Annotated in this window: 18 protein-coding genes; 16 read left to right on the plus strand and 2 right to left on the minus strand. The window is 40.7% G+C overall.

Features of this window, described 5'->3' with window-relative positions; all coding sequences use genetic code 11:
* Positions 1 to 2: 2 nt before the first annotated feature.
* On the plus strand, positions 3 to 851 hold the full coding sequence (gene ku / locus ACTJJD_RS06670) for a non-homologous end joining protein Ku (RefSeq protein ID WP_440608211.1): 849 nt from the start codon (positions 3 to 5) through the stop codon (positions 849 to 851).
* 28 nt (positions 852 to 879) lie between these two features.
* Here ku and ACTJJD_RS06675 read toward each other — a convergent pair whose 3' ends face one another.
* Entirely contained in the window at positions 880 to 1,323 is a 444-nt protein-coding gene (locus ACTJJD_RS06675) for a DUF2188 domain-containing protein (protein WP_007499382.1), read from the minus strand.
* 159 nt (positions 1,324 to 1,482) lie between these two features.
* Between ACTJJD_RS06675 and ACTJJD_RS06680 the strand changes: the two genes are divergently transcribed.
* The 8 genes from ACTJJD_RS06680 to ACTJJD_RS06715 all read left to right on the plus strand — a co-directional run bounded on the left by ACTJJD_RS06680 (position 1,483) and on the right by ACTJJD_RS06715 (position 9,397).
* Entirely contained in the window at positions 1,483 to 1,956 is a 474-nt protein-coding gene (locus tag ACTJJD_RS06680; RefSeq protein ID WP_159145701.1) for a VOC family protein, read from the plus strand.
* A 48-nt stretch (positions 1,957 to 2,004) separates the two neighbouring features.
* Positions 2,005 to 2,418 carry an Rrf2 family transcriptional regulator gene (locus ACTJJD_RS06685; protein WP_135008853.1) on the plus strand — a complete coding sequence of 138 codons (414 nt, stop codon included), beginning with the start codon at positions 2,005 to 2,007 and terminating at the stop codon, positions 2,416 to 2,418.
* Between the two features lie 135 nt (positions 2,419 to 2,553).
* Positions 2,554 to 3,405 (plus strand): SDR family oxidoreductase, encoded by an 852-nt coding sequence (locus tag ACTJJD_RS06690; protein ID WP_440600413.1) that lies wholly within the window; start codon positions 2,554 to 2,556, stop codon positions 3,403 to 3,405.
* Positions 3,406 to 3,628: 223 nt separating this feature from the next.
* On the plus strand, positions 3,629 to 5,227 hold the full coding sequence (locus tag ACTJJD_RS06695) for a M48 family metallopeptidase (protein WP_242730467.1): 1,599 nt from the start codon (positions 3,629 to 3,631) through the stop codon (positions 5,225 to 5,227).
* 247 nt (positions 5,228 to 5,474) lie between these two features.
* On the plus strand, positions 5,475 to 6,191 hold the full coding sequence (locus ACTJJD_RS06700; protein ID WP_007499377.1) for a (Fe-S)-binding protein: 717 nt from the start codon (positions 5,475 to 5,477) through the stop codon (positions 6,189 to 6,191).
* A gap of 21 nt (positions 6,192 to 6,212) precedes the next feature.
* Positions 6,213 to 7,637 (plus strand): LutB/LldF family L-lactate oxidation iron-sulfur protein, encoded by a 1,425-nt coding sequence (locus ACTJJD_RS06705; RefSeq protein ID WP_440608212.1) that lies wholly within the window; start codon positions 6,213 to 6,215, stop codon positions 7,635 to 7,637.
* Entirely contained in the window at positions 7,634 to 8,356 is a 723-nt protein-coding gene (locus ACTJJD_RS06710) for a LutC/YkgG family protein (RefSeq protein WP_242730469.1), read from the plus strand. The genes ACTJJD_RS06705 and ACTJJD_RS06710 overlap by 4 nt, the downstream gene beginning before the upstream one ends.
* A gap of 132 nt (positions 8,357 to 8,488) precedes the next feature.
* Positions 8,489 to 9,397, plus strand: a complete 909-nt coding sequence (locus tag ACTJJD_RS06715; protein WP_440608213.1) for a DMT family transporter — start codon at positions 8,489 to 8,491, stop codon at positions 9,395 to 9,397.
* Positions 9,398 to 9,448: 51 nt separating this feature from the next.
* Here ACTJJD_RS06715 and ACTJJD_RS06720 read toward each other — a convergent pair whose 3' ends face one another.
* Positions 9,449 to 9,589, minus strand: a complete 141-nt coding sequence (locus ACTJJD_RS06720; protein ID WP_440608214.1) for a hypothetical protein — start codon at positions 9,587 to 9,589, stop codon at positions 9,449 to 9,451.
* A gap of 111 nt (positions 9,590 to 9,700) precedes the next feature.
* On the opposite strand from ACTJJD_RS06720, the gene ACTJJD_RS06725 reads away from it, so the two are divergent.
* The 7 genes from ACTJJD_RS06725 (at position 9,701) to ACTJJD_RS06755 (ending at position 20,514) form a co-directional block, all read left to right on the plus strand.
* Positions 9,701 to 11,917: an RNA ligase gene (locus ACTJJD_RS06725; protein ID WP_440608215.1), complete on the plus strand. Its 2,217-nt coding sequence runs from the start codon at positions 9,701 to 9,703 to the stop codon at positions 11,915 to 11,917.
* A gap of 64 nt (positions 11,918 to 11,981) precedes the next feature.
* Positions 11,982 to 12,692, plus strand: coding sequence for a DUF421 domain-containing protein (locus tag ACTJJD_RS06730; RefSeq protein ID WP_440608216.1), 711 nt, complete (start codon positions 11,982 to 11,984; stop codon positions 12,690 to 12,692).
* 228 nt (positions 12,693 to 12,920) lie between these two features.
* A complete protein-coding gene (locus tag ACTJJD_RS06735; protein ID WP_007499369.1) occupies positions 12,921 to 13,502 on the plus strand; it encodes a TetR/AcrR family transcriptional regulator in 582 nt (193 codons plus the stop codon).
* 21 nt (positions 13,503 to 13,523) lie between these two features.
* A complete protein-coding gene (locus tag ACTJJD_RS06740; protein WP_440608217.1) occupies positions 13,524 to 16,667 on the plus strand; it encodes a bifunctional cytochrome P450/NADPH--P450 reductase in 3,144 nt (1,047 codons plus the stop codon).
* A gap of 189 nt (positions 16,668 to 16,856) precedes the next feature.
* On the plus strand, positions 16,857 to 17,765 hold the full coding sequence (locus ACTJJD_RS06745) for a trypsin-like serine peptidase (RefSeq protein WP_045034804.1): 909 nt from the start codon (positions 16,857 to 16,859) through the stop codon (positions 17,763 to 17,765).
* 146 nt (positions 17,766 to 17,911) lie between these two features.
* The gene (locus ACTJJD_RS06750; RefSeq protein WP_440608218.1) at positions 17,912 to 19,906 is read left to right on the plus strand and encodes a glycosyltransferase family 39 protein; all 1,995 of its coding nucleotides are present in this window, start codon (positions 17,912 to 17,914) and stop codon (positions 19,904 to 19,906) included.
* 227 nt (positions 19,907 to 20,133) lie between these two features.
* Positions 20,134 to 20,514 carry a NucA/NucB deoxyribonuclease domain-containing protein gene (locus ACTJJD_RS06755; RefSeq protein ID WP_224559893.1) on the plus strand — a complete coding sequence of 127 codons (381 nt, stop codon included), beginning with the start codon at positions 20,134 to 20,136 and terminating at the stop codon, positions 20,512 to 20,514.
* The last annotated feature ends 36 nt before the right edge of the window (positions 20,515 to 20,550 follow it).

Genomic DNA, 20,550 nt, shown 5'->3' on the forward strand with positions numbered 1-20,550 from the left:
CGATGCATACAGTATGGAAGGGCGGCATTAGCTTTGGACTGGTGAATATTCCAGTCAAGCTGTTTACCGCTACAGAAAACAAAGATATTAAATTAAGACAGCTTCATAAAGAATGCCATACGCCGATTAACTACAAAAAGGTTTGTGCTAACTGCGGCGAGGAGGTAGCGCCAGAGCAAATTGTAAAAGCGTACGAGTATGCCAAAAATAAATTCATTGAATTGGATGAGGAAGAACTCGAAAGGCTGAGAAAAGAAAATGAAGAAAAAGCCGTCGAAATTATTGATTTTGTGAAGATAGAAGAAATCGACCCCATCTATTATGAAAGAAGTTATTTTCTATCTCCAGATACCGGCGGAGCAAAGGCTTATTCATTATTAAGAAAAGCGTTGCAAGAATCAGGGAAAATCGGTGTAGCCAAGATCATGATTCGCTCAAAGGAGCAATTAGCGATTGTTAGGTGCTACGAACATATTTTACTAATGGAAACCATTCATTTCCCTGACGAAATTAGGCAAGTGTCAGACGTCCCAAATATCCCGCAAGAGGAAAACATCGTGAAGAAAGAGTTAGATACGGCACTCCTTTTAATTGAGCAGCTGACCACCACATTCGATCCAGTCGCTTATCGCGATGAATACAGAGAGCAGCTGATGAATGTAATTGGAGACAAAATCTCTGGAGAACATACCGTTCAACCAGCAACGACAGGTAAAAAAGAGGCTTCATCCAATGTCACCGATTTGATGGCCGCTTTGCAGGCTTCTATCGATCGATCAAAACCAGAAAAAACGAAAAAAGCAGCACCTAAGAAAAGAAAAGCACCCGCTAAAAAAGAAAAGAATGCATAAAGAAAAGACCGCTCGCCAAAGGGCGGTCTTATTTTGGCTTCACCACATCCTGAATTGTCCCGTCTGTTCGGTGGATGACAACTGCTGTTCCTTTTTTAGATGAAATCTCTTTCGCGCGGTCGATGGCTTCCTGTTTCGTTTCTTTTACCTCACTTGCACGCTTCGCTTTTTCAGTTTGAACCGCCCAGCCTTCATCATGTTTCACGACATGCTGCGCATGATCCATGAGCTCAGGTCGTGCAGAGCTGCTTTTCTTAGAAGGAGTCACAGAACCATGAGAGTGAAAGTCCTCCATTTCTTTTTCCGTCGCATTCTTTTTCCACTCTTTTGCTTGATTGATCGCAATTGGAATCGCTCTACCTTCTTCATAGCCTTCCTGCACCATTTTGTTGGCAATCTCAAGTGCTTTTTTTCGAATGACTTTGTCTAGTGATTGGAATGAAGCTGGATAATCTTCCATTGTCCAAGGCATATTGAACGCTCCTTTCTTTTATTTGAACACCTTCCCCCATATGCAATGGATCAAACATTTCACCATCTCAATCCAATGGCTTGGTTGAAATACATCGTTTTGCTGAGGAAGAATGTTTTCAATTCCTGCACAATAGAAGATAGTAAAGGAGTGATTGAAATGATGATGAAAGGCTTGTATGAAGCACATTTACCTGTGAGTGATTTGAAGGCATCCATTTCTTTTTTTGAAAAATTGGAATTAACGCTTGCTCATGAAAATGAACGAGTGGCCTTTTTATGGATTGAGAAAGGAAAGAGCTGGCTCGGCCTTTGGAAGGTTGATATGTCCACTGTTCCATATCACCCAGCGACGCGACATGTGGCCTTCCAAATAGAAACATCCAGCATTGACCAGATCAAAGAATGGCTGATAGAAAAAGGGATCAGCATACATCCGATGTTTGGCTTTTCGGAAGAGCAACAGCCTTTAGTACTTGATAACCCACCACAATTTCATGCCGCCATTTATTTTCTTGATCCCGATGGAAATCTGCTTGAATGTATTGCACCGCTAGAAATTGATGCAGCAGAACATCATGAGATGATGACATTTGAAGATTGGGAAAGAAAGAAAAATCCGTTTATTGATTGACAAATCCATTCATTGTAACTATATTGGTTACAACGGTGGTGAAGGAATGTGAAACAAATTAGCAGCAGGTATACCATTGCTGTTCATATTTTGTCATTTATTGCGGGTGTTTCAAAAGAGTGTACAGGGGATTTTATTGCAGAAAGTGTCAATTCAAATCCAGTCATTATCAGAAAAATGATGGCTATGCTCAAAAAGGCGGATCTCATTGAGATTCGCCGAGGAGTTGGCGGTGCTTCCTTAAAAAGGCCGGCAGAGGACATTACTCTACTAGATGTGTACCAGGCTGTGGATGTAAGCGCAAATGAAGAGTTATTTAACTTTCATCAACCAGTCATTGCATGTCGAATTGGTCAAGCCATGGATACGAGACTGCGGAAAGAACTTAAAGAAGCACAGTCCGCACTTGAGCATCACCTTAAACAAGTGACAATTAAGCAATTATTAATCGAGGCGGAGTAGAAAAAGCTCATACATAGAGCTTTTTTTACCCCTTCGTTGTAACCATTTCGATTATAACGAATGATCTGATGCAAGAAACTAGCTGCTTCATACATGAAACATCACCGTTGAACGAAAAATGAGGAGGTCAAATCAATGACATTATTAGTGACAGGTGCAACAGGACAACTTGGATCGCTCGTCGTCAAACATTTGCTCGCGAAAGTGCCAGCTGAACAAATTGCGGTCAGTGTTCGAGATCCGCAAAAAGCAGTTCATCTAAAGGAAGCTGGGGTGGATGTGCGCAAGGGAGACTTCACACAGCCGGATACACTTCAATCAGCGTTTCAAGGGATTGATCGCCTTTTGATCATTTCGTCTGGGGATGGAGACCGCGTGAAGCAGCATATCAATGCCATCCAAGCAGCGAAAGCAGCGAATGTGTCATTTATTGCTTATACAAGTGTTGTCAATGCAAGAGAAAGTCAGCTTAACCTAGCACATGACCATGCAAAAACAGAAGAAGCAATTTTGGCCTCTGGCATACCTCATGTTTTTCTAAGAAACAATTGGTATGTGGAAAATGAAAAAGATACGATTCTGGCATCAGTGAACGGAGCGCCGTTTATCAGCCCAATTGGTGAAGGTAAAGTCGGCTGGGCAACAAGAGATGACTATGCAGAAGCAGCAGCAAATGCGTTAACAATGCCGGCACATGATCAGGAAATCTATGAATTGTCAGGTCCGCTTCGCACACACACTGAACTTGCACAAATGGTCAGCAACGTGAGCGGGAAAGAAATCAAAGTAGAGCACATGGATATAGACGCATTTGGAGAATTTTTAGCGTCAAATGGTGTGCCAAAAGAAGTCGTTCCATTTTTCAAAGCGATGCAAAGCGGAATTCGTGATGGTGCGTTAACAGTCGAAAGCAATGATTTCGAAAAATTATTAGGCCGTTCTTTAACACCTATTGAAGATAGAATACGAGAAATGATATCAAACTAAACAATTAAAAACGCCCTGTAAAAGGGCGTTTTTTCTATCCTTGTTGATCCGTTATTTTGAAAAAATAGGTGTAATGTCCATTTTGTCGTACATATTCTTGTATGTAGATGTTAGAATTTTATGAGATGATTCCAGCAAATGAATGACGCTTACTTTATTATGAAATACATTATTCAAGATATTCATTTTGTTTTAGTCCTATTAAACAGCAGGATGTGATGACATGTTACGCAAAGCCTTCCTCTCTTATTTGACTGCCAGTATGATCACAATCATCGTCATTATGATTGAACTCGGCTTTCGTTCAGCCGTTGTTTCACCATTTGTTTTACTTGATTCGAACGAAGAAAGCAACCCAAAAGTATTCGTCGCTCATTCGCTATATCAGGGTGACGTTTTATTAACCTATCAAGACGGTTCTTTCAATGGCCCTTCAGAAGCATCCCTTCAATTAAGTGGAAAGAACATAAATCTCACACAGATCCCATCTACGAATGGAATCAGTATGATTGAAACAGACAAAATAATGAATGATAAGGCATTGGTTTTTCTAAGAAAAGGTTTTGTACCTATCCATGATGAGACGATCATGATGGAACAGGTAACGCAAAATCCCTTCTTTTCTACATACAATCTAACAAATCTAACAGAAACAACTAAGATCAACACAAACTTTAAGTATAGCATCACATTTGTTACATTCATGACTCTAATGGGAATTCTTTTGCCCGCTTTGTTATTTTTCCTTTTTAACCTTCATGAATCGATGAAAAACCTATTCACATTATTCATTCCCTTTGTTCTAGCCATTTTTCTTCCCTTGGGATTAAATTATTATTTTTTAATGGGATACGTGCTATCAGTTACAGGATCTTATGTGTTGAGTATGATTCTCTCTATACTTGTGCCTAGTTTCCTGTCAGTCTTATTGACAGCTTATTCATTTGAGTATGTGACAAAAAATTCTTCTGATGTATTAGGAGAAAATGAAGACACTTTAGGAAATTCATTCTTTCTAAACGTTAGGGAGCAAGCCGTTTTATTTGGTGCTATCACATTATCCTTGATATATTTCGGCTCTTATTTAGTCATGCCTTTGGCGTTTCAAGCGAAGGTTATGGATCACCTTTTTCTATTTTGTGCTTGGTATCTCGCCCTAGTCATCTTATTTATTATGGGTTACTCATTCATTCAAAAAATGATAAATAAGTATGAAGTCTTACGGACGGACGAATTCATACTTATTTGCAAAGATATTGAGCATCAAACGAACCAAAAGGTAAAAATATGGGTAAAAAAAGACTCACAACATGATGTGAATGCATGGATATATTCATTTCAACTTCCATTTAGAAGAAAAGTCAATCTATATGTGACGGAAGGGTTATTAGATAAGTTTGATACAGAGGAAATTCGTGCGATCTTATTCCATGAAATGGGACATGTAAAATTAAAACATGCGCATTTCACCATTTACCTCACTGTGATTGTCACTTTACTTATGGGAATCAGTATGTATTATGCCAGACAGGTGATGCTTGCCAATGGTTGGTGGCAATATATTTTGTTGTTCCCAGTAGGGGTATTAATCATAATATTTATGACGGAGTGGTTGCCAAAGAAAATGAGTCGGTTATTTGAGATTCAGGCGGATCGCTTTGCTGTTCACCATCTTGAGAATCAAACTCTATATCTCAATACTTTGATAAAATTAAGTCATTTGATTGAAGAAGATGGAGATGACGGAAGAAAATCTGAATGGCGTGAAAGTCATCCTTCTTTTGAAAAACGAATTCATCACATAAAGAAAATCATGAAGTGAAGGCGGTTTGTGTGAAAGACGACACTTCCTTCGGTAGTATGAAGAAATAAAAACATGAATGTTCTCAAACGCCCTGTAAAAAGGGCGTTTTTTTCATGTACCTTCACAAGCACAATATCCAAACTTTAAACAAATCCGTTCGTTGAAATTTCAGAAATTTGGGATTAAAATGAAATGAAGGTCCATTATTTAGTCATCAGATGACCAGACATAAATCAAGGTGCAGCAAAAGAAAGGAAGTTCGCCGATGAGAGTCAGTTTATTTGTCACCTGTTTAATTGACACGATGCAGCCACATGTAGGAAAGGCGACTGTTGAGGTATTAGAGCGGCTCGGTGTTGAAGTAGAATTCCCTGAGGCACAAGTGTGCTGCGGGCAGCCCGCCTTTAACAGCGGCTATACAAAAGAAACAATCAAAGCGGCCAAAAATATGATGAAAGCCTTTGAATCAGCTGAATATGTCGTCACACCATCAGGTTCTTGTAAGGCCATGTTTTTAGAATATCCGCACCTTTTTAAAGAAGACCGAGCGTGGTTCGCCCGTGCTCAGGCACTTGCTGCGAAAACATATGAATTAACGGAATTTATTGTTGATATATTACATGTAACAGATGTAGGAGCGAGTTTGAAAGGAAAAGCCACCTATCATACCTCCTGCCATATGACGAGACTGCTTAGAATTAAGGAAGCGCCTTTCACACTGTTGTCAAATGTCAAAGATTTGGTGATGGAACCATTGCCTCGCGCTGAAAATTGCTGCGGATTTGGAGGAACTTTTTCAATCAAAATGACACCCATTTCTGAGCAGATGGTTGATGAAAAAGTACAAAGCATAGAGGAGGCAGGCGCTGAATATATCATCGGTGCTGACTGTGGATGTCTGCTCAATATCGGAGGAAGGCTGAATCGTCTTCATAAGCCAGTTAAAGTGATGCATATCGCAGAAGTGTTGAATAGCCGCTGAAGCTAAGAGGGGGAACGGCACATGAGTATGAAAATTGGAGAGAAGGCTTTTAAAGAGCGGATCGGCGAAGGATTAGAAGACGCTGTGATGAGAGGAGCTGTTTCCTCAGCACAGGAGCGTCTGTATAAAAGGCGGATGACCGCAGGTGAAGAGCTTGGAAACTGGGAAAAGTGGCGTGAACTTGGAGAGGACATCAGGCAGCATACACTTGCCCATCTTGATGACTACTTATATCAATTAAGTGAGAACGTGAGTAGACGTGGAGGTCATGTGTTTTTTGCAAAAACAAAGGAAGAGGCATCGGCGTACATTCAAGATGTAGCACAAAAAAAAGCAGCAAAAAAAATCGTGAAATCAAAATCAATGGTCACAGAAGAAATTGAAATGAATGAAGCGCTAGAAGAGATTGGCTGCGAGGTAGTTGAAAGCGATCTTGGAGAATATATTCTTCAAGTTGATGACCATGAACCACCTTCACATATCGTGGCACCAGCCCTTCATATGACGAAAGAACAAATACGGGAAGTTTTTCACGAAAAGCTTGGATATGATATGTCAGAGACTCCTGAAGAAATGACCAAATTTGTAAGAGCTTTGTTACGAGAAAAATTTCTTGAAGCAGATATTGGTGTGACGGGCTGTAACTTTGCTGTGGCTGACACAGGATCGATTTGTCTTGTGACGAATGAAGGGAATGCGGATCTTGTCACGTCCATTCCAAAGACACATATCGCAGTCATGGGAATGGAGCGGCTTGTACCAACGATGGAGGAGCTCGATGTCCTTGTCGGTCTATTGTGCAGAAGCGCAGTCGGTCAAAAGTTAACAAGCTATATCTCTGTCGTGGGACCAAAAGGAGAAGGAGAGGTCGATGGACCAGAAGAGTTTCATTTGGTCATTGTGGATAACGGACGGTCAAATATATTAGGGACGGAATTTCAGCCAGTTTTGCAATGTATTCGGTGTGCAGCCTGTATTAATGTGTGCCCCGTTTACCGGCATGTTGGCGGTCATTCGTACGGATCAATTTACCCGGGTCCGATTGGCGCTGTTCTTTCGCCGCTACTTGGAGGATATGACGACTACCAAGAGCTTCCTTTCGCCTCAAGTTTATGCGCAGCCTGTACAGATGCTTGTCCAGTGAAAATTCCACTTCACGAATTATTAATCAAACATCGACAAGCCATCGTTGAAAAAGAGGGGAGAGCGCCTAAAGCGGAAATGATGGCAATGAAAATGTTCGGAATGGGCGCATCCACTCCTAGAATGTATCGATTTGGAACAAAAGCAGCCCCTGTGCTCTTGAAACATATGGCTTCAAACGGACAGATTTCAAAAGGTGCGGGTCCTTTAAAGAATTGGACAGAAATTCGTGACCTCCCAGCGCCAAGCAAAGAAAGGTTTCGGGATTGGTTTAAAAAGAAACAAAAGGAGGAGCGGCAATGAAAGGAACCATTTCTCATCGAGATCCATTTTTAGCACATATCCAGCAACAATTAGGCAAAAGCTCCTCCAAGCCTGCATCTATTCGGCGTCCGGCTTGGAAGAATCGAGTCAATTGGGAAACAAATGAAGGTCTGTCGAAAGAAGAATTGATAGAGCAATTGAAGGTGCAATGTCAGCAAATTCATACGAGAGTGGTAGAAACAACGCCAAAAGAAGCACCCTCAACGTTACGATTATTGATGAAAGAGTATGGAGAAGGTCCTGTGATGACTTCGAGCGATAGACGTTTTGCACAATATGAATGTCATCCTATGTTTCAAGCTTTGCAGAAAGAAGGAATCTCAGTCACTAGCTGGAATGCAGATACATCAAGAGAAGAAAATATAAGGCAGGCAGAACAAGCGAAATATGCAGTGGTATTCAGTGATTACACACTTGCAGAATCCGGAACGGTTGTTCTTTCCTCCCATCAAGGTCAAGGGAGAGCACTTCATTTTTTACCGATGATGTATATCGTATGTATTGAAAAAAGCACAATTGTCCCGCGGATGATTCATGCTGTTTCAGCTCTTCATCGCTTAGTAGAAGAAGGAGAGCAGACGAAAGGCGCCATTCATTTTATATCAGGTCCAAGTAATTCTGCCGATATTGAAATGAATTTAGTGGTTGGTGTTCATGGGCCGGTGCGGGCTGTTTATGTATTAATAGATGATGAATGAGGCTTTCGTGAAGAAAGCCTTTTTTATGTAAACATTCTTAAAATTCATCTTGCCTCTAGGCGAATAGTCATAGTAAGATGACGTCATACAAGATGAGAAGCTCATCTACTGCTGATGTAAAGGAAGCTGCTAATGGAAATGAAGACAAATGCTCCAAAGAAGTCGATTGCGGTGCCGCTTATGATCTCAATCATTGCGATTTCGTTTTCGGCCATTATTGTGAAGTGGTCAAGTGCGCCTGCTGCTATTTTAAGTATGTATCGAATGATATTTGCGGCGGTTTTGATGCTTCCGTTTATTCTGCCGCGTCAAAAAGAGTTTGTCTCGTTAAAGCGGAGAGACTGGTTTTTCTTATGTATGTCAGGTTTCTTTTTAGGGCTCCATTTTGTTTTGTGGTTCGGCTCATTGAAGCTCACCACAGTGGCGAGCTCTACAATCATCATTGCACTTCAGCCGATGGTGTCATTATTAGGCGGATTTCTCATTTTTCGTGAACGAACAACGAAGTCAGCCATTTTCACAATGTGTACGGCGATTGTTGGTGCGCTCATGATCGGATGGGGGGATATCGGACATAGCCAAGACGCCATTATAGGAGACATTTTATCCTTTTTCAGTGTAATCGCTGTTGTTTGTTATTTATTAATCGGTCAACAAGCTGTGAGAAAGATATCTCATTGGATTTATAGTTTTTGTGTATTTGGTTTTGCCGGCCTTTTTTTAATTTTATTTAACCTTATACAGCAAACGCCTTTTGTAGGCTATTCGGGTAAAGAATGGGGGATTTTCTTACTGCTCGCCATTATCCCTACCATGTCCCATGTCATTAACAACTGGCTGTTAACCTATGTGAATGCGACAACTATTTCAATGAGTATTCTAGGCGAACCTGTTGGGGCAACGATACTCGCTGTTTTACTGCTTGGAGAGAAAGTCACGCTGCTGCAAATGTTCGGTGGTCTTCTTGTCCTTTTAGGTGTCTTTTTCTTTTTGATGCAGCAGCGACAAGGGATCGTAATGAAAACACAAAAATCCGGATAACTCCCGGATTTTTACTCTTTTAAATGATTTTTTTCAATTACTTTGTTTCATCTAGCCTCTACTTTCTTTAATTCCATTTGTTTTCTTCTTATCATTCGAATAGCAATCACAATGATGGTCACGATCAATGCGATGAATAGAAGAGAATACGATATCCCCAATATTGAATGCAGCACTCTCTTCATTAGACATATGTAACCCCTTCTTTTTATATCTATATATTTCCATATTCAATAAAAGATTGAGATTTATCCATAATTTATCTATAATAGGTAAAATATCACTCATTAAAGGAGAACCATTATGAGAACTTTAGTCCTTTTACGAGGTCTCCCAGGTGCAGGTAAATCAACTTGGATCAAAGAACAAGGCTTAGAACCATATACATTATCAGCGGATCAGATCCGTCTGTTAACCCAGCCTCCGCAGTTATCAGTCAATGGGAAACCGGAAATTTCAAGCAAACATGATCATAAAGTCTGGTCTTTATTATTTGAACTCCTCACAGCCCGGATGGAACGAGGAGACTTTACTGTCATTGATGCAACACATGTCACAAGTAAGTCCATTTCGCAGTATAAGTCATTAGCTACTTCATATCGCTACAGAGTGTATGTCGTCGATTTTACGCAAGTGCCTCTTGAAACAGCCCTGCTGCAAAATCGCGGTCGAGAGCCTCACAAAGTAGTGAAGGAATCTGTGTTATATCAAATGAATGAACGGTTAAAGACAGAGAAGGTGCCTTCATGGGTAACCGTTTTGACGCCTGAGGAATATCCAGCCATTATGACTTATCAGCCCAGGTCTTTTGATCAGTATGAGGCCATTCACGTATTCGGTGATATTCACGGCTGTTACACGGCTCTAAATACTTATTTGCAAGGAGACTTGAAAGAAAACGAGCTTTATATCTTTGCAGGTGATTTGCTTGATAGAGGAATAGAAAACAAGGAAGTTTTAGAATGGATGCTGGCACATAGAGAATGCCGCAATGTGATCGTCATTGAAGGAAATCATGATCAGCATCTTTACAAATATGCGCATGAAGAAAAAGTGAGAAGCAATATGTTTAACCGTCATACTGCGCCTGAAATTGCAGAAGCAGGTTTTGACCTAAAAGAGTTAAGGAAGTTTGTCAGAACATTTCATCAGCTCACCTATTTTACGTATCATGGTCAGACATTTCTTGTCACCCATGGTGGGCTTGCCCATTTGCCAGAAGAGCTTCTGCATGTCTCAACGCAGCAGCTTATTCACGGAGTAGGTGAATATTCAGATGACATTGACCACTTATTTGTGCAAAATACTTCTGGATTAGATATCATTCAAATTCACGGTCATCGCAATTTATATAGACTGCCTATCCAAGCGGCGGAAAGATCTTATAATCTCGAAGGTCAGGTTGAATTTGGCGGACAGCTGCGTGTGTTAAAAATTACAGCAGGCGGGGTTGAGACACATGAAATTGACAATCCTGTCTACAGAGCTTCTGAAAACAAGCAACCGGTCTTTGTTCAGCCCAATGTGACGCTGGATGATTTTTTATCCCATTTAGATCAGCATGAATATGTACAGGAATTAAAGCTGCCACACGATATTTCATCTTTTAATTTCACCAAAAAAGCATTTAGTGAAAGACAATGGGATGAAATAAATGTCAAAGCAAGAGGGTTGTTTATCAATATGACTTCAAAGCAGATTGTGTCTAGAAGTTATAATAAGTTCTTTAATATTGATGAACGTCCTGAAACAAGAATGCAGCATTTAGTTAATCATCTTCAATTTCCTGTGACGGTCTATGATAAAGCAAATGGATACTTAGGCACGGTTGGGTTTAACGACATAAAAGATGAGCTGGTGTTTACGTCCAAATCGTATACGTCACATGTGAAGCAAAATCAGCATGCTGCTTGGGTCGAAGAGCTATTTTATGCGACCTTTGACGATGTGCAGGTCGATTACATCAAATCATATGTACGCGACAACCATGTATCCCTTGTATTTGAAGTCATATTGCCAGAGAAAGACCCGCATATTATCACATATGATCATGATCAACTCATTTTACTTGATATCGTGAAACGTCAGCTGAGTTATGAAAAAGAACCATTTGCTGAAGTGAAAAGGCTCAGTGAACAGCTTGGCATGCGGTGCAAACAGCAAGTGGCAGTGTTTCATGATTGGACCTCTTTCTATAAATGGTATCAATCTGTATCACATGATGACACAATCAAAGAAGAAGGCTATGTCATTGAGGATAATAGCGGCTTTATGACCAAGTTAAAGCTTCCTTATTATCAATTTTGGAAGCAAATGCGATCCATTAAACAGCGTGTTGCAGATAAGCGCTCCACCCAAAAATATATGCAGGCTTTGCAAACAGCAGAGCAAGCAAGATTTTATACATGGCTACTCGAGCAAGATCCAGTAAACGTGAGAAACAGCTCAATCATTGAGCTGCGTTCACAATTTGAGCAAACGGAAGCGGGCCATTTGAATAATGACGGAATAAATGCATAGTCTAACAAAGAGTCTTTTCTAGAGAAAAGGCTTTTTTTCATGAAATCGAAAGGTGGAAGCTGAAATGCCAGATCATATTGAAGTCATACTTCGAACCATATTTGCTTTTGCTATTTTATTCGGCGGTGCCCGTCTTCTTGGAAAGCAAACCATTGCACAAATGAATATTTTTGATTTCATTGCGGCGATCAGTCTAGGTTCAATTGCGGCGAACCTGGCGTTTAATACTACGCTTCCGCTTCATCACACAACCATTTCTTTTGTGACTCTTGTGATCATTATTTTTGTGATTTCTTTGCTTGCTTTAAGAAGCCGGAAGATGAGAGGATTTATGGCCGGTAAACCAACGCTTGTGATTCAAAATGGCAAAATCCTTGAAGAGAATATGAAAGGAATGAGGTATACACTTGATTATTTAAATCAACAACTCAGAGAAAAGAATGTGTTTGACATTAGTGAAGTTGAATTTGCAATGATTGAAACAGATGGGCATATGTCAGTGAAAAAATACCCTTCATTTGATTATGTCACGCGAAAAGATCTTAACCTGTGGATGCAGGCAGAGCGTTACATGCCCATTGAAGTCATTATGGACGGAAAGCTCATTTTGAAAAACCTTCATGAAAACCAATTAACGGAGCAGTGGATATATGAAGAAATGCAAAAACGGCAGCTGTCTTTAAAAGACATTGTTTATGCGGTTCGTTCAAGTAATGGCAGTTTATACATTGATACATATGACGATCACATCCATTCTCCAATTGACCAAGAATGAACATATAGTTCAGACGACACCCGCGCGTCACAGAACTGCCAATATTTATAAGTCGTTTGGATGTCATCTATCTAGGTATCATTTCTCAATTATTATTATTTTCTGAAAATGTAGTGACGGAGAAAAATAAGTATGTTTAAGTATAAATAGAAGAATTTAAAATATTAATATAATATACATCAAGCGGAATGAACATTCATTCCTGATAAAACGAAAGGAGAGGATGAAATGCCCGCAGCAACTACTGATAAACAGGAGCAGATTATGAAGGCTTCTCTGGACTTATTTATTGAACGGGGTTTTGACGGTACAACGATGCCGATGATTTCGAAAAGAGCCAATGTTGGAGCAGGAACCATTTATCGTTATTTTGATAGTAAAGAGGCTCTTGTGAACATTTTATACCAGCGAAGCCTGACTGCATTTATCGACAAGGTGAATACAAACAGTCCAGACCCTAAAGCAAGTATCAGGGCTTATTTCAAACATGTCTTTTACTGCTTAGTGCTCTTTACAAAAGAGAACCCAAGTGGTCTGTACTTCTTAGAAATTGACAAACGCTCACACTATTTAGATGAGACAAGTAAAGAGAAGATGCAGCAGCTATTAAATGAGCTATTTCATATTTTTGAAGAAGGCAAAAAGGATGGAATTCATCCAAATCTTTCAGGGAGAACGATTTTATCCATTGTATTTGGAGCGTTCGTTCAGCTTCATAAACAGATTCTAGCAGAGGAAATTGAACCAACGATTGAATTTTTAGAAGATATTGAGCAATGCTTATGGCGTGCCATTAGCGTTGCATCATAAAGAAATAAAGGGAGTGGGCACATGCAACAAACATCAATCATTCCAAAACCAAAAACATACGGACCTTTAAAAAATATTCCTCATATCAAAAAAGGAGAGCTTTCTCAAAGCTTTTGGCGGCTGGCAGATGAATTAGGGCCGATCTTTCAGTTTGAATTTTCAAAAGCAACAAGTATTTTTGTTTCCAGCCATGAACTTGCCAAAGAAGTATTTGATGAGAGGCGTTTTGATAAATTCATTGGAACCAGTCTCAATAAAGTGAGAACATTTTCAGGGGATGGGTTATTCACAAGTTGGACAGAAGAGCCGAATTGGAGAAAGGCTCATCACATCTTGATGCCGGCGTTTAGCCAGCAGGCCATGAAGGGCTATCATGAGATGATGCTCGATATTGCCACACAGCTTGTACAAAAATGGCAAAGAACGGGCCGTGATGAAGAAATTGAAGTAGCAGAGGATATGACAAAGCTCACTTTAGATACGATCGGGCTATGTGGTTTTGATTTTCGATTTAACAGCTTTTATAAAGAAAATCAGCATCCATTTATTGAAAGCATGCTGAATGGTTTAAATGAAGCGATGGATCAAGCAAGCAGATTGCCGGTCGCAGATAAATTAATGATCAAAAGAAGAAAAGAATTTGAACAAGATGTTGATTTTATGAAGCAATTAGTAGATGACATTATTCAAGAACGGAAAAAACAAGATAAAACGGGCAATGATTTACTTTCTCTCATGCTACATGCAAAGGATCCTGAAACAGGTGAACGCCTGTCAGATGAAAATATCCGTTATCAAATCATTACCTTCTTAATAGCGGGTCATGAAACAACAAGCGGATTGTTGTCATTTGCGATTTATTTTTTACTAAAAAATCCTGACAAATTAAAAAAAGCCGTACATGAAGCAGACGACGTGCTACAAGGCGGCCTGCCGACATTTAAGCAGGTTCAAAAACTAAGTTATACACGTATGGTCTTAAATGAAGCACTTCGCCTCTGGCCGACGGCGCCTACGTTCTCTCTTTATGCGAAAGAGGATACAGTCATTGGAGGAAAATATCCGATCAAAAAAAACCAAAGTGTCAATGTGCTGCTTCCTAAATTACATCGGGATCAAGCGGTTTGGGGGGAGGATGCAGAAGAATTCAAGCCTGAACGTTTTATGCATCCTGAAAAGATTCCACAGCATGCCTATAAACCGTTCGGAAATGGACAGCGTGCGTGTATTGGGATGCAATTTGCCCTTCACGAAGCCACGATGGTTCTGGCGATGGTTCTGCACAACCTTGAATTGATTGACCATACGTCGTATGAACTGGATTTAAAAGAATCCCTGACGATTAAGCCGAATGATTTTAAAATCAAAGTGCGGCCAAGAAAGCAGCAATTCTTTATGGCGCCTCCGAAAGAAGAACCAACAAAAAGCACGGCATCTGCTGAAGTGAAAATAGCAAGTCATGGAACACCACTATTGGTCTTGTACGGATCAAATCTGGGCACAGCAAAGCAGATGGCAAACGAATTTGCTGAAGACGGAAAAGCAAAAGGGTTTGACGTGAGAACGGCACCGCTTGATGATTATACTCGGAAGTTACCAGAGTCAGGCGCAGTTTTAATTGTAACGGCTTCATACAACGGGCATCCGCCTGACCATGCGAAACAGTTTGTGGATTGGGTGACGCAGGATGAGGAGCAGGATCTATCAAACGTGACATTTGCAGTCTTTGGGTGTGGGGATCGAAATTGGGCGAGCACGTATCAGCGTATTCCTCGTCTGATTGATGAAGCACTTGAAAGAAAAGGGGCGAAGCGTGTAACGGATATTGGTGAAGGCGATGCGGGCGGTGATATGGATGAAGATAAAGAAACATTCCAGAAGACAGTCTACGATGAGCTTGCAAAAGAATTCAATTTAACCTTGCAGGAGAAACGCCAAGAAAAGCCAAACCTATCCATTGCATATACGAATGAGCTAGTGGAACGTCCTGTAGCTAAAACATACGGTGCTTTTTCAGCTGTTGTATTGAAAAATCAAGAATTACAATCTGAAAAAAGTACCCGCCAAACAAGACATATCGAACTTCAATTACCTGAAGGCAAGCACTATAAAGAAGGAGATCATATCGGAATCGTGCCAAAAAATAGTGCAATACTCGTTCAGCGAGTGACCGATCGTTTTAAGCTGGATCCAGAGCAGCACATGATACTCTCTTCGGAAAAAGAAGCAAGTCATTTACCATTAAATCAGCCAATTCAAGTCGGAGAATTGCTGGCGTCACATGTAGAGCTGCAAGAGCCTGTGACACGTACTCAGCTAAGAGAACTTGCAAAATATACGGTGTGCCCACCTCATCGTATTGAACTTGAACAAATGGCGGGAGACATTTATCAAGAAGCTGTATTAAAGAAACGTGTGACCATGCTGGATTTACTAGAACAATACGAAGCATGTGAACTGCCATTTGATCATTTTTTAGCCCTTTTACCAGGATTGAAGCCTCGTTATTACTCGATCTCCAGTTCGCCAAAGGTGGATGAAAAGAGGCTTAGTATCACAGTAGCTGTTGTGAAAGGAAAATCATGGAGCGGACGCGGTGAATACGCAGGCGTCGCATCAAACTATTTATGCGGACTGCAAGAAGGAGATGAAGTGGCCTGCTTCCTTCATGAAGCTCAAGCAGGATTCGAATTGCCGTCTTCTCCTGAAATACCAATGATCATGATTGGACCAGGAACAGGTATCGCCCCGTTTAGAGGGTTCATTCAGGCAAGGGAAGCATGGCAAAATGAAGGGAAGTCGTTAGGTGAAGCCCATCTTTATTTTGGCTGCCGCCACCCGCATGAAGATGATCTGTATTATGACGAAATGCAGCTTGCACAAGAAAAAGGAGTCGTCACCATCCACCGTGCTTACTCTCGCTACGAGGAGCAAAAAGTGTATGTCCAGCACTTCATTAAAAATGATGGAGCCAAGCTCATTGAATTGCTCGACAAAGGCGCCTACCTGTATATTTGCGGGGATGGAAAGGTCATGGCACCAGATGTCGAGGCAACACTTATTGAACTGTATCAGACTGAGAAACAGTGTGCGAAAGAAACAGCTGAACAATGGCTGACATCTCTAGCCAATGACAACAGATATGTAAAAGATGTATGGAGCTGATCATGTTGAAACCGCCAAAAAGGCGGTTTTTTCTTTTTTCATAGAGAGATCGCTAGAATAAATATTTGGAAGATACGAAACACCTAATTTACAAATGAAATATTTTGTAAAAAATAAGAATATTCTCTCATTTACTCCAATATGAAACAATCGTATCATTTTTGATATAGGACATAAAGGAGGAATATGATGAAAAAGGTGAAAAAATTAATCCCTTCTCTACTCGTTTTTGGTGCTTTAAGTGTGCCTAGTTTTGCCCATGCAGCATCTGATTCAGTACTTACGTCTGATTATGACATGGTGACTTCTGACGGAAAGGTGATTTCTTCAGCTGACTTCCACAACGATATGAAAACCCCCTCATCCTTTGACAAAGTGGATGATCTCTCTTCTACTATTGGCGAAAAAGTAAAACCACTCACAACATATTTAAAAGACTTTCAAACAAAAGTAGTCATTGGAGACGATGGTAGAACAAAAGTGACGAATACAAGAGTAGCACCCTATAATTCTATTGCTTATATTACATTTGGTGGATCTAGCTGCACTGGAACACTCATTGCTCCAAACAAAATATTGACAAACGGACACTGCGTCTACAATACAGCCACAAGAAGCTATAGTGCAAAAGGGTCTGTCTACCCAGGCATGAATGACAGCACGGCTGTGAACGGCTCAGCAAACATGACCGAATTCTATGTACCAAGCGGATATATCAATACGGGGGCGAGTCAATATGATTTTGCCGTCATTAAAACAGATACGAACATTGGAAATACGGTCGGCTACCGCTCTATTCGTCAAGTGACAAATCTAACAGGTACAACGATTAAAATTTCTGGATATCCAGGTGATAAAATGAGATCGACTGGCAAAGTGTCACAATGGGAAATGTCAGGTCCAGTCACGAGAGAAGATACGAATCTCGCATACTATACGATCGATACATTTAGCGGAAACTCTGGCTCTGCGATGCTAGATCAGAACCAACAAATCGTCGGGGTCCATAATGCGGGTTATTCAAACGGAACGATCAACGGCGGACCAAAAGCGACGGCTGCCTTTGTTGAATTTATCAACTATGCGAAGGCGCAATAAAAAATAGAACAATCAGCTTGTTTCCTTTACAGGGGACAGGCTTTTTTGATCGTCAAATGCAGAAAAGTTTCTTTTTTTGTTCATCACTATTTCATATTTACAAGCTATGCTGAATGAAATAAATGAAAAAGAAAGAAGAGATATGAGTGAAAAATAAAAAAATAGATATGATATTGTTGTTGATTTTACTGATTGCAGCTTTTCTCTACACTTATCAAATTTGGCAGAATGACAGTGCCAATCAATATTATTTAGCTGCAGTCAAAAGTATGTCCAAAAGCTTCCATCACTTTTTTTATGCCTCATTTGATGCAACTGGATTCGTATCAATTGATAAACCACCCGTCGTTTTATGGATTCAAACCATCAGTGCACTTATTTTTGGCTTTCATACATGGAGTGTGATATTGCCGCAGGCACTTGCTGGAGTGGGGTCTGTTCTTCTTCTTTATCTCATGATAAAACCGGCTTTCGGTCAAGGTGCTGCAAGGGTGTCAGCGGCCGTTATGGCTCTCACACCAATTGCCGCAGCTGTGAGCAGAACGAACAATATCGACAGTATGCTCGTCTTCACATTACTTGCGGGTACGTATTTCTTGATGCGTGCTGTAAAAAGAGGGAAGTTGCGCTGGCTTCTTATTGCCTTCGCTTTGGTAGCGGTAGGATTTAATATGAAGATGCTGCAAGCGTTTATGGTCGTTCCAGCATTTATTTTCTACTATTTCATTGCTGCTCGCGTACCGTTAAAAAAGAAAATTTTCTCTCTCTTATGCTCGATCGTCGTATTAGTCTGCTTATCTCTATCGTGGGCAGTTGCTGTAGATATGACAGCTGAAAGTGAGCGCCCTTATGTGGGAAGCAGCCAAACAAATTCAGTGTTAGAACTTGCCTTTGGGTATAACGGCACGGAACGGCTGCTTGGTCAGACGACAGGGAAATCTTTTGGTGACATGAACCAGCAAGCAGGTATGGTGATGCCAGACAATTCTGGATTAGGGAATTCGTCAGAGAATCAGTCAAACAGAAATCAGCCGCCTCCATCCCAAAATCAAATGATGCCACCTCAACATGGTCCAGGTGGTGGTTCTCCGCCTGGAAGTGCTGTAGGTCAACAAAGTATGAATATGTATGGCACGGGGAATCCCGGTATATTTCGTTTATTTCAATCTGCATTGTCAGGTCAAATCAGCTGGATGCTGCCGTTTGCTTTGTTTGGGCTTTTAGGGATGATCATCAGTTGGTGGAAGGAGAGAAAAGCTCAATTAAATGAATGGAAACAAACGATGTTTTGGACAGCATGGCTGATTCCTGCTGCCGGATTCTTTAGTATTGCGGGTTTCTTTCACCATTACTATCTCATTATGCTTGCCCCGCCTATTGCAGCACTATGCGGCATAGGAGCTAAGAAGATGGGAGAGTTATTTAAGGCAAACAAAGGAGTATCTGCGTATTTGCTTCCAGCAGCAATCGCTGTTACAGCCATCTTCCAAGGGTATATTTTGAGTAACTATACGACTCAAATCAGTAGTATTTGGATGTATGCCATTGCGATTGCGGGAACAAGTATCGCTATCCTATTGCTGATGTACAGAGAAAAACAATTGATCATGAAACGACTGCTCATCACTGCTTTGACAACGCTGTTACTGTTTCCAGGTTTTTGGTCCGCCACCCCAATCATATATGGTGGAAATGCTGTTCTTCCAGAAGCAGGTGTACAGCTGGCTAGTTCACGAGGAGGGAACATGTTTACATCTAGTGTCGATCAAGGCTTACTCACTTATTTAAAGGCTCATCAAACAGGTGAAACGTATTTATTTGCAACGCTTACGACTGTTACCGCAGCGCCATATATCATTGATGAAGATGAGAATGTCATGGCATTAGGTGGTTTTAATGGGACAGATCCTATTTTGACTGTCAACAAATTAAAAGCACTTATTCAACAAGGAAAGGTGAAATACTTTTTATTACCAGACAATCAGTCATCAGCTAACAGCAAATTGGTTAGCTGGATTAAATCACATGGTACAGTCATCTCATCTGAAGAATATAAACGATCCTCATCAGCTGAAGAGGGGATGCCGTCCGAGATGTCTTTACAAAACGAAACATTATATAGAGTAGATGAAATATCTTAATTAGAACAAGGCGAATGATGAAGAGATCATTCGTTTTTTCTTATGGATCAGTATCTAGGAAGATTCAGCTCATGTTTTTCACATGTCATCACTCAGCCACTCATACATTAAAAATGACTCATTCCCTAGAAGTCAACATCATTTCATCAAAAGTATGAGGAGGTCACGAGCTTTTGAAGATGAGAAAAGGCTGGATCGCTGCTGTCGTTCTTTGTTTTGTCATTTGGATGGGTGCGTTATTAGGTGGTTTTGGAGAGGATCGTTCCGCAAAAGGGGCAGATCGTTATGATCATGTGATTCAATTTCCTAAGGAACGGTATCCTGAAACAGGCAGTCATATTCAAGAAGCTATTCGAAAAGGACACTCAGACGTGTGTACCATTGACCGAAATGGGGCAGATGCTCGCAGGCAAGAATCATTAAAAGGAATTCCCACAAAACCTGGTTTTGACCGGGATGAATGGCCGATGGCGGTGTGTCTTGAAGGAGGAAAGGGGGCGAGCGTTCAATATGTCAGTCCATCAGATAATAGAGGCGCTGGTTCATGGGTCGGGCATCAAATCAGTGGGTATCCTGACGGGAAACGAATTTTATTTATTGTCAAATAAACATAGACAAGAGGCTCCTTGAGAGGGGCTCTTTTT

It is taken from the genome of Bacillus sp. 22446, from assembly GCF_052044955.1.
Classification (GTDB): Bacteria; Bacillota; Bacilli; order Bacillales; family Bacillaceae; genus Bacillus; species Bacillus altitudinis.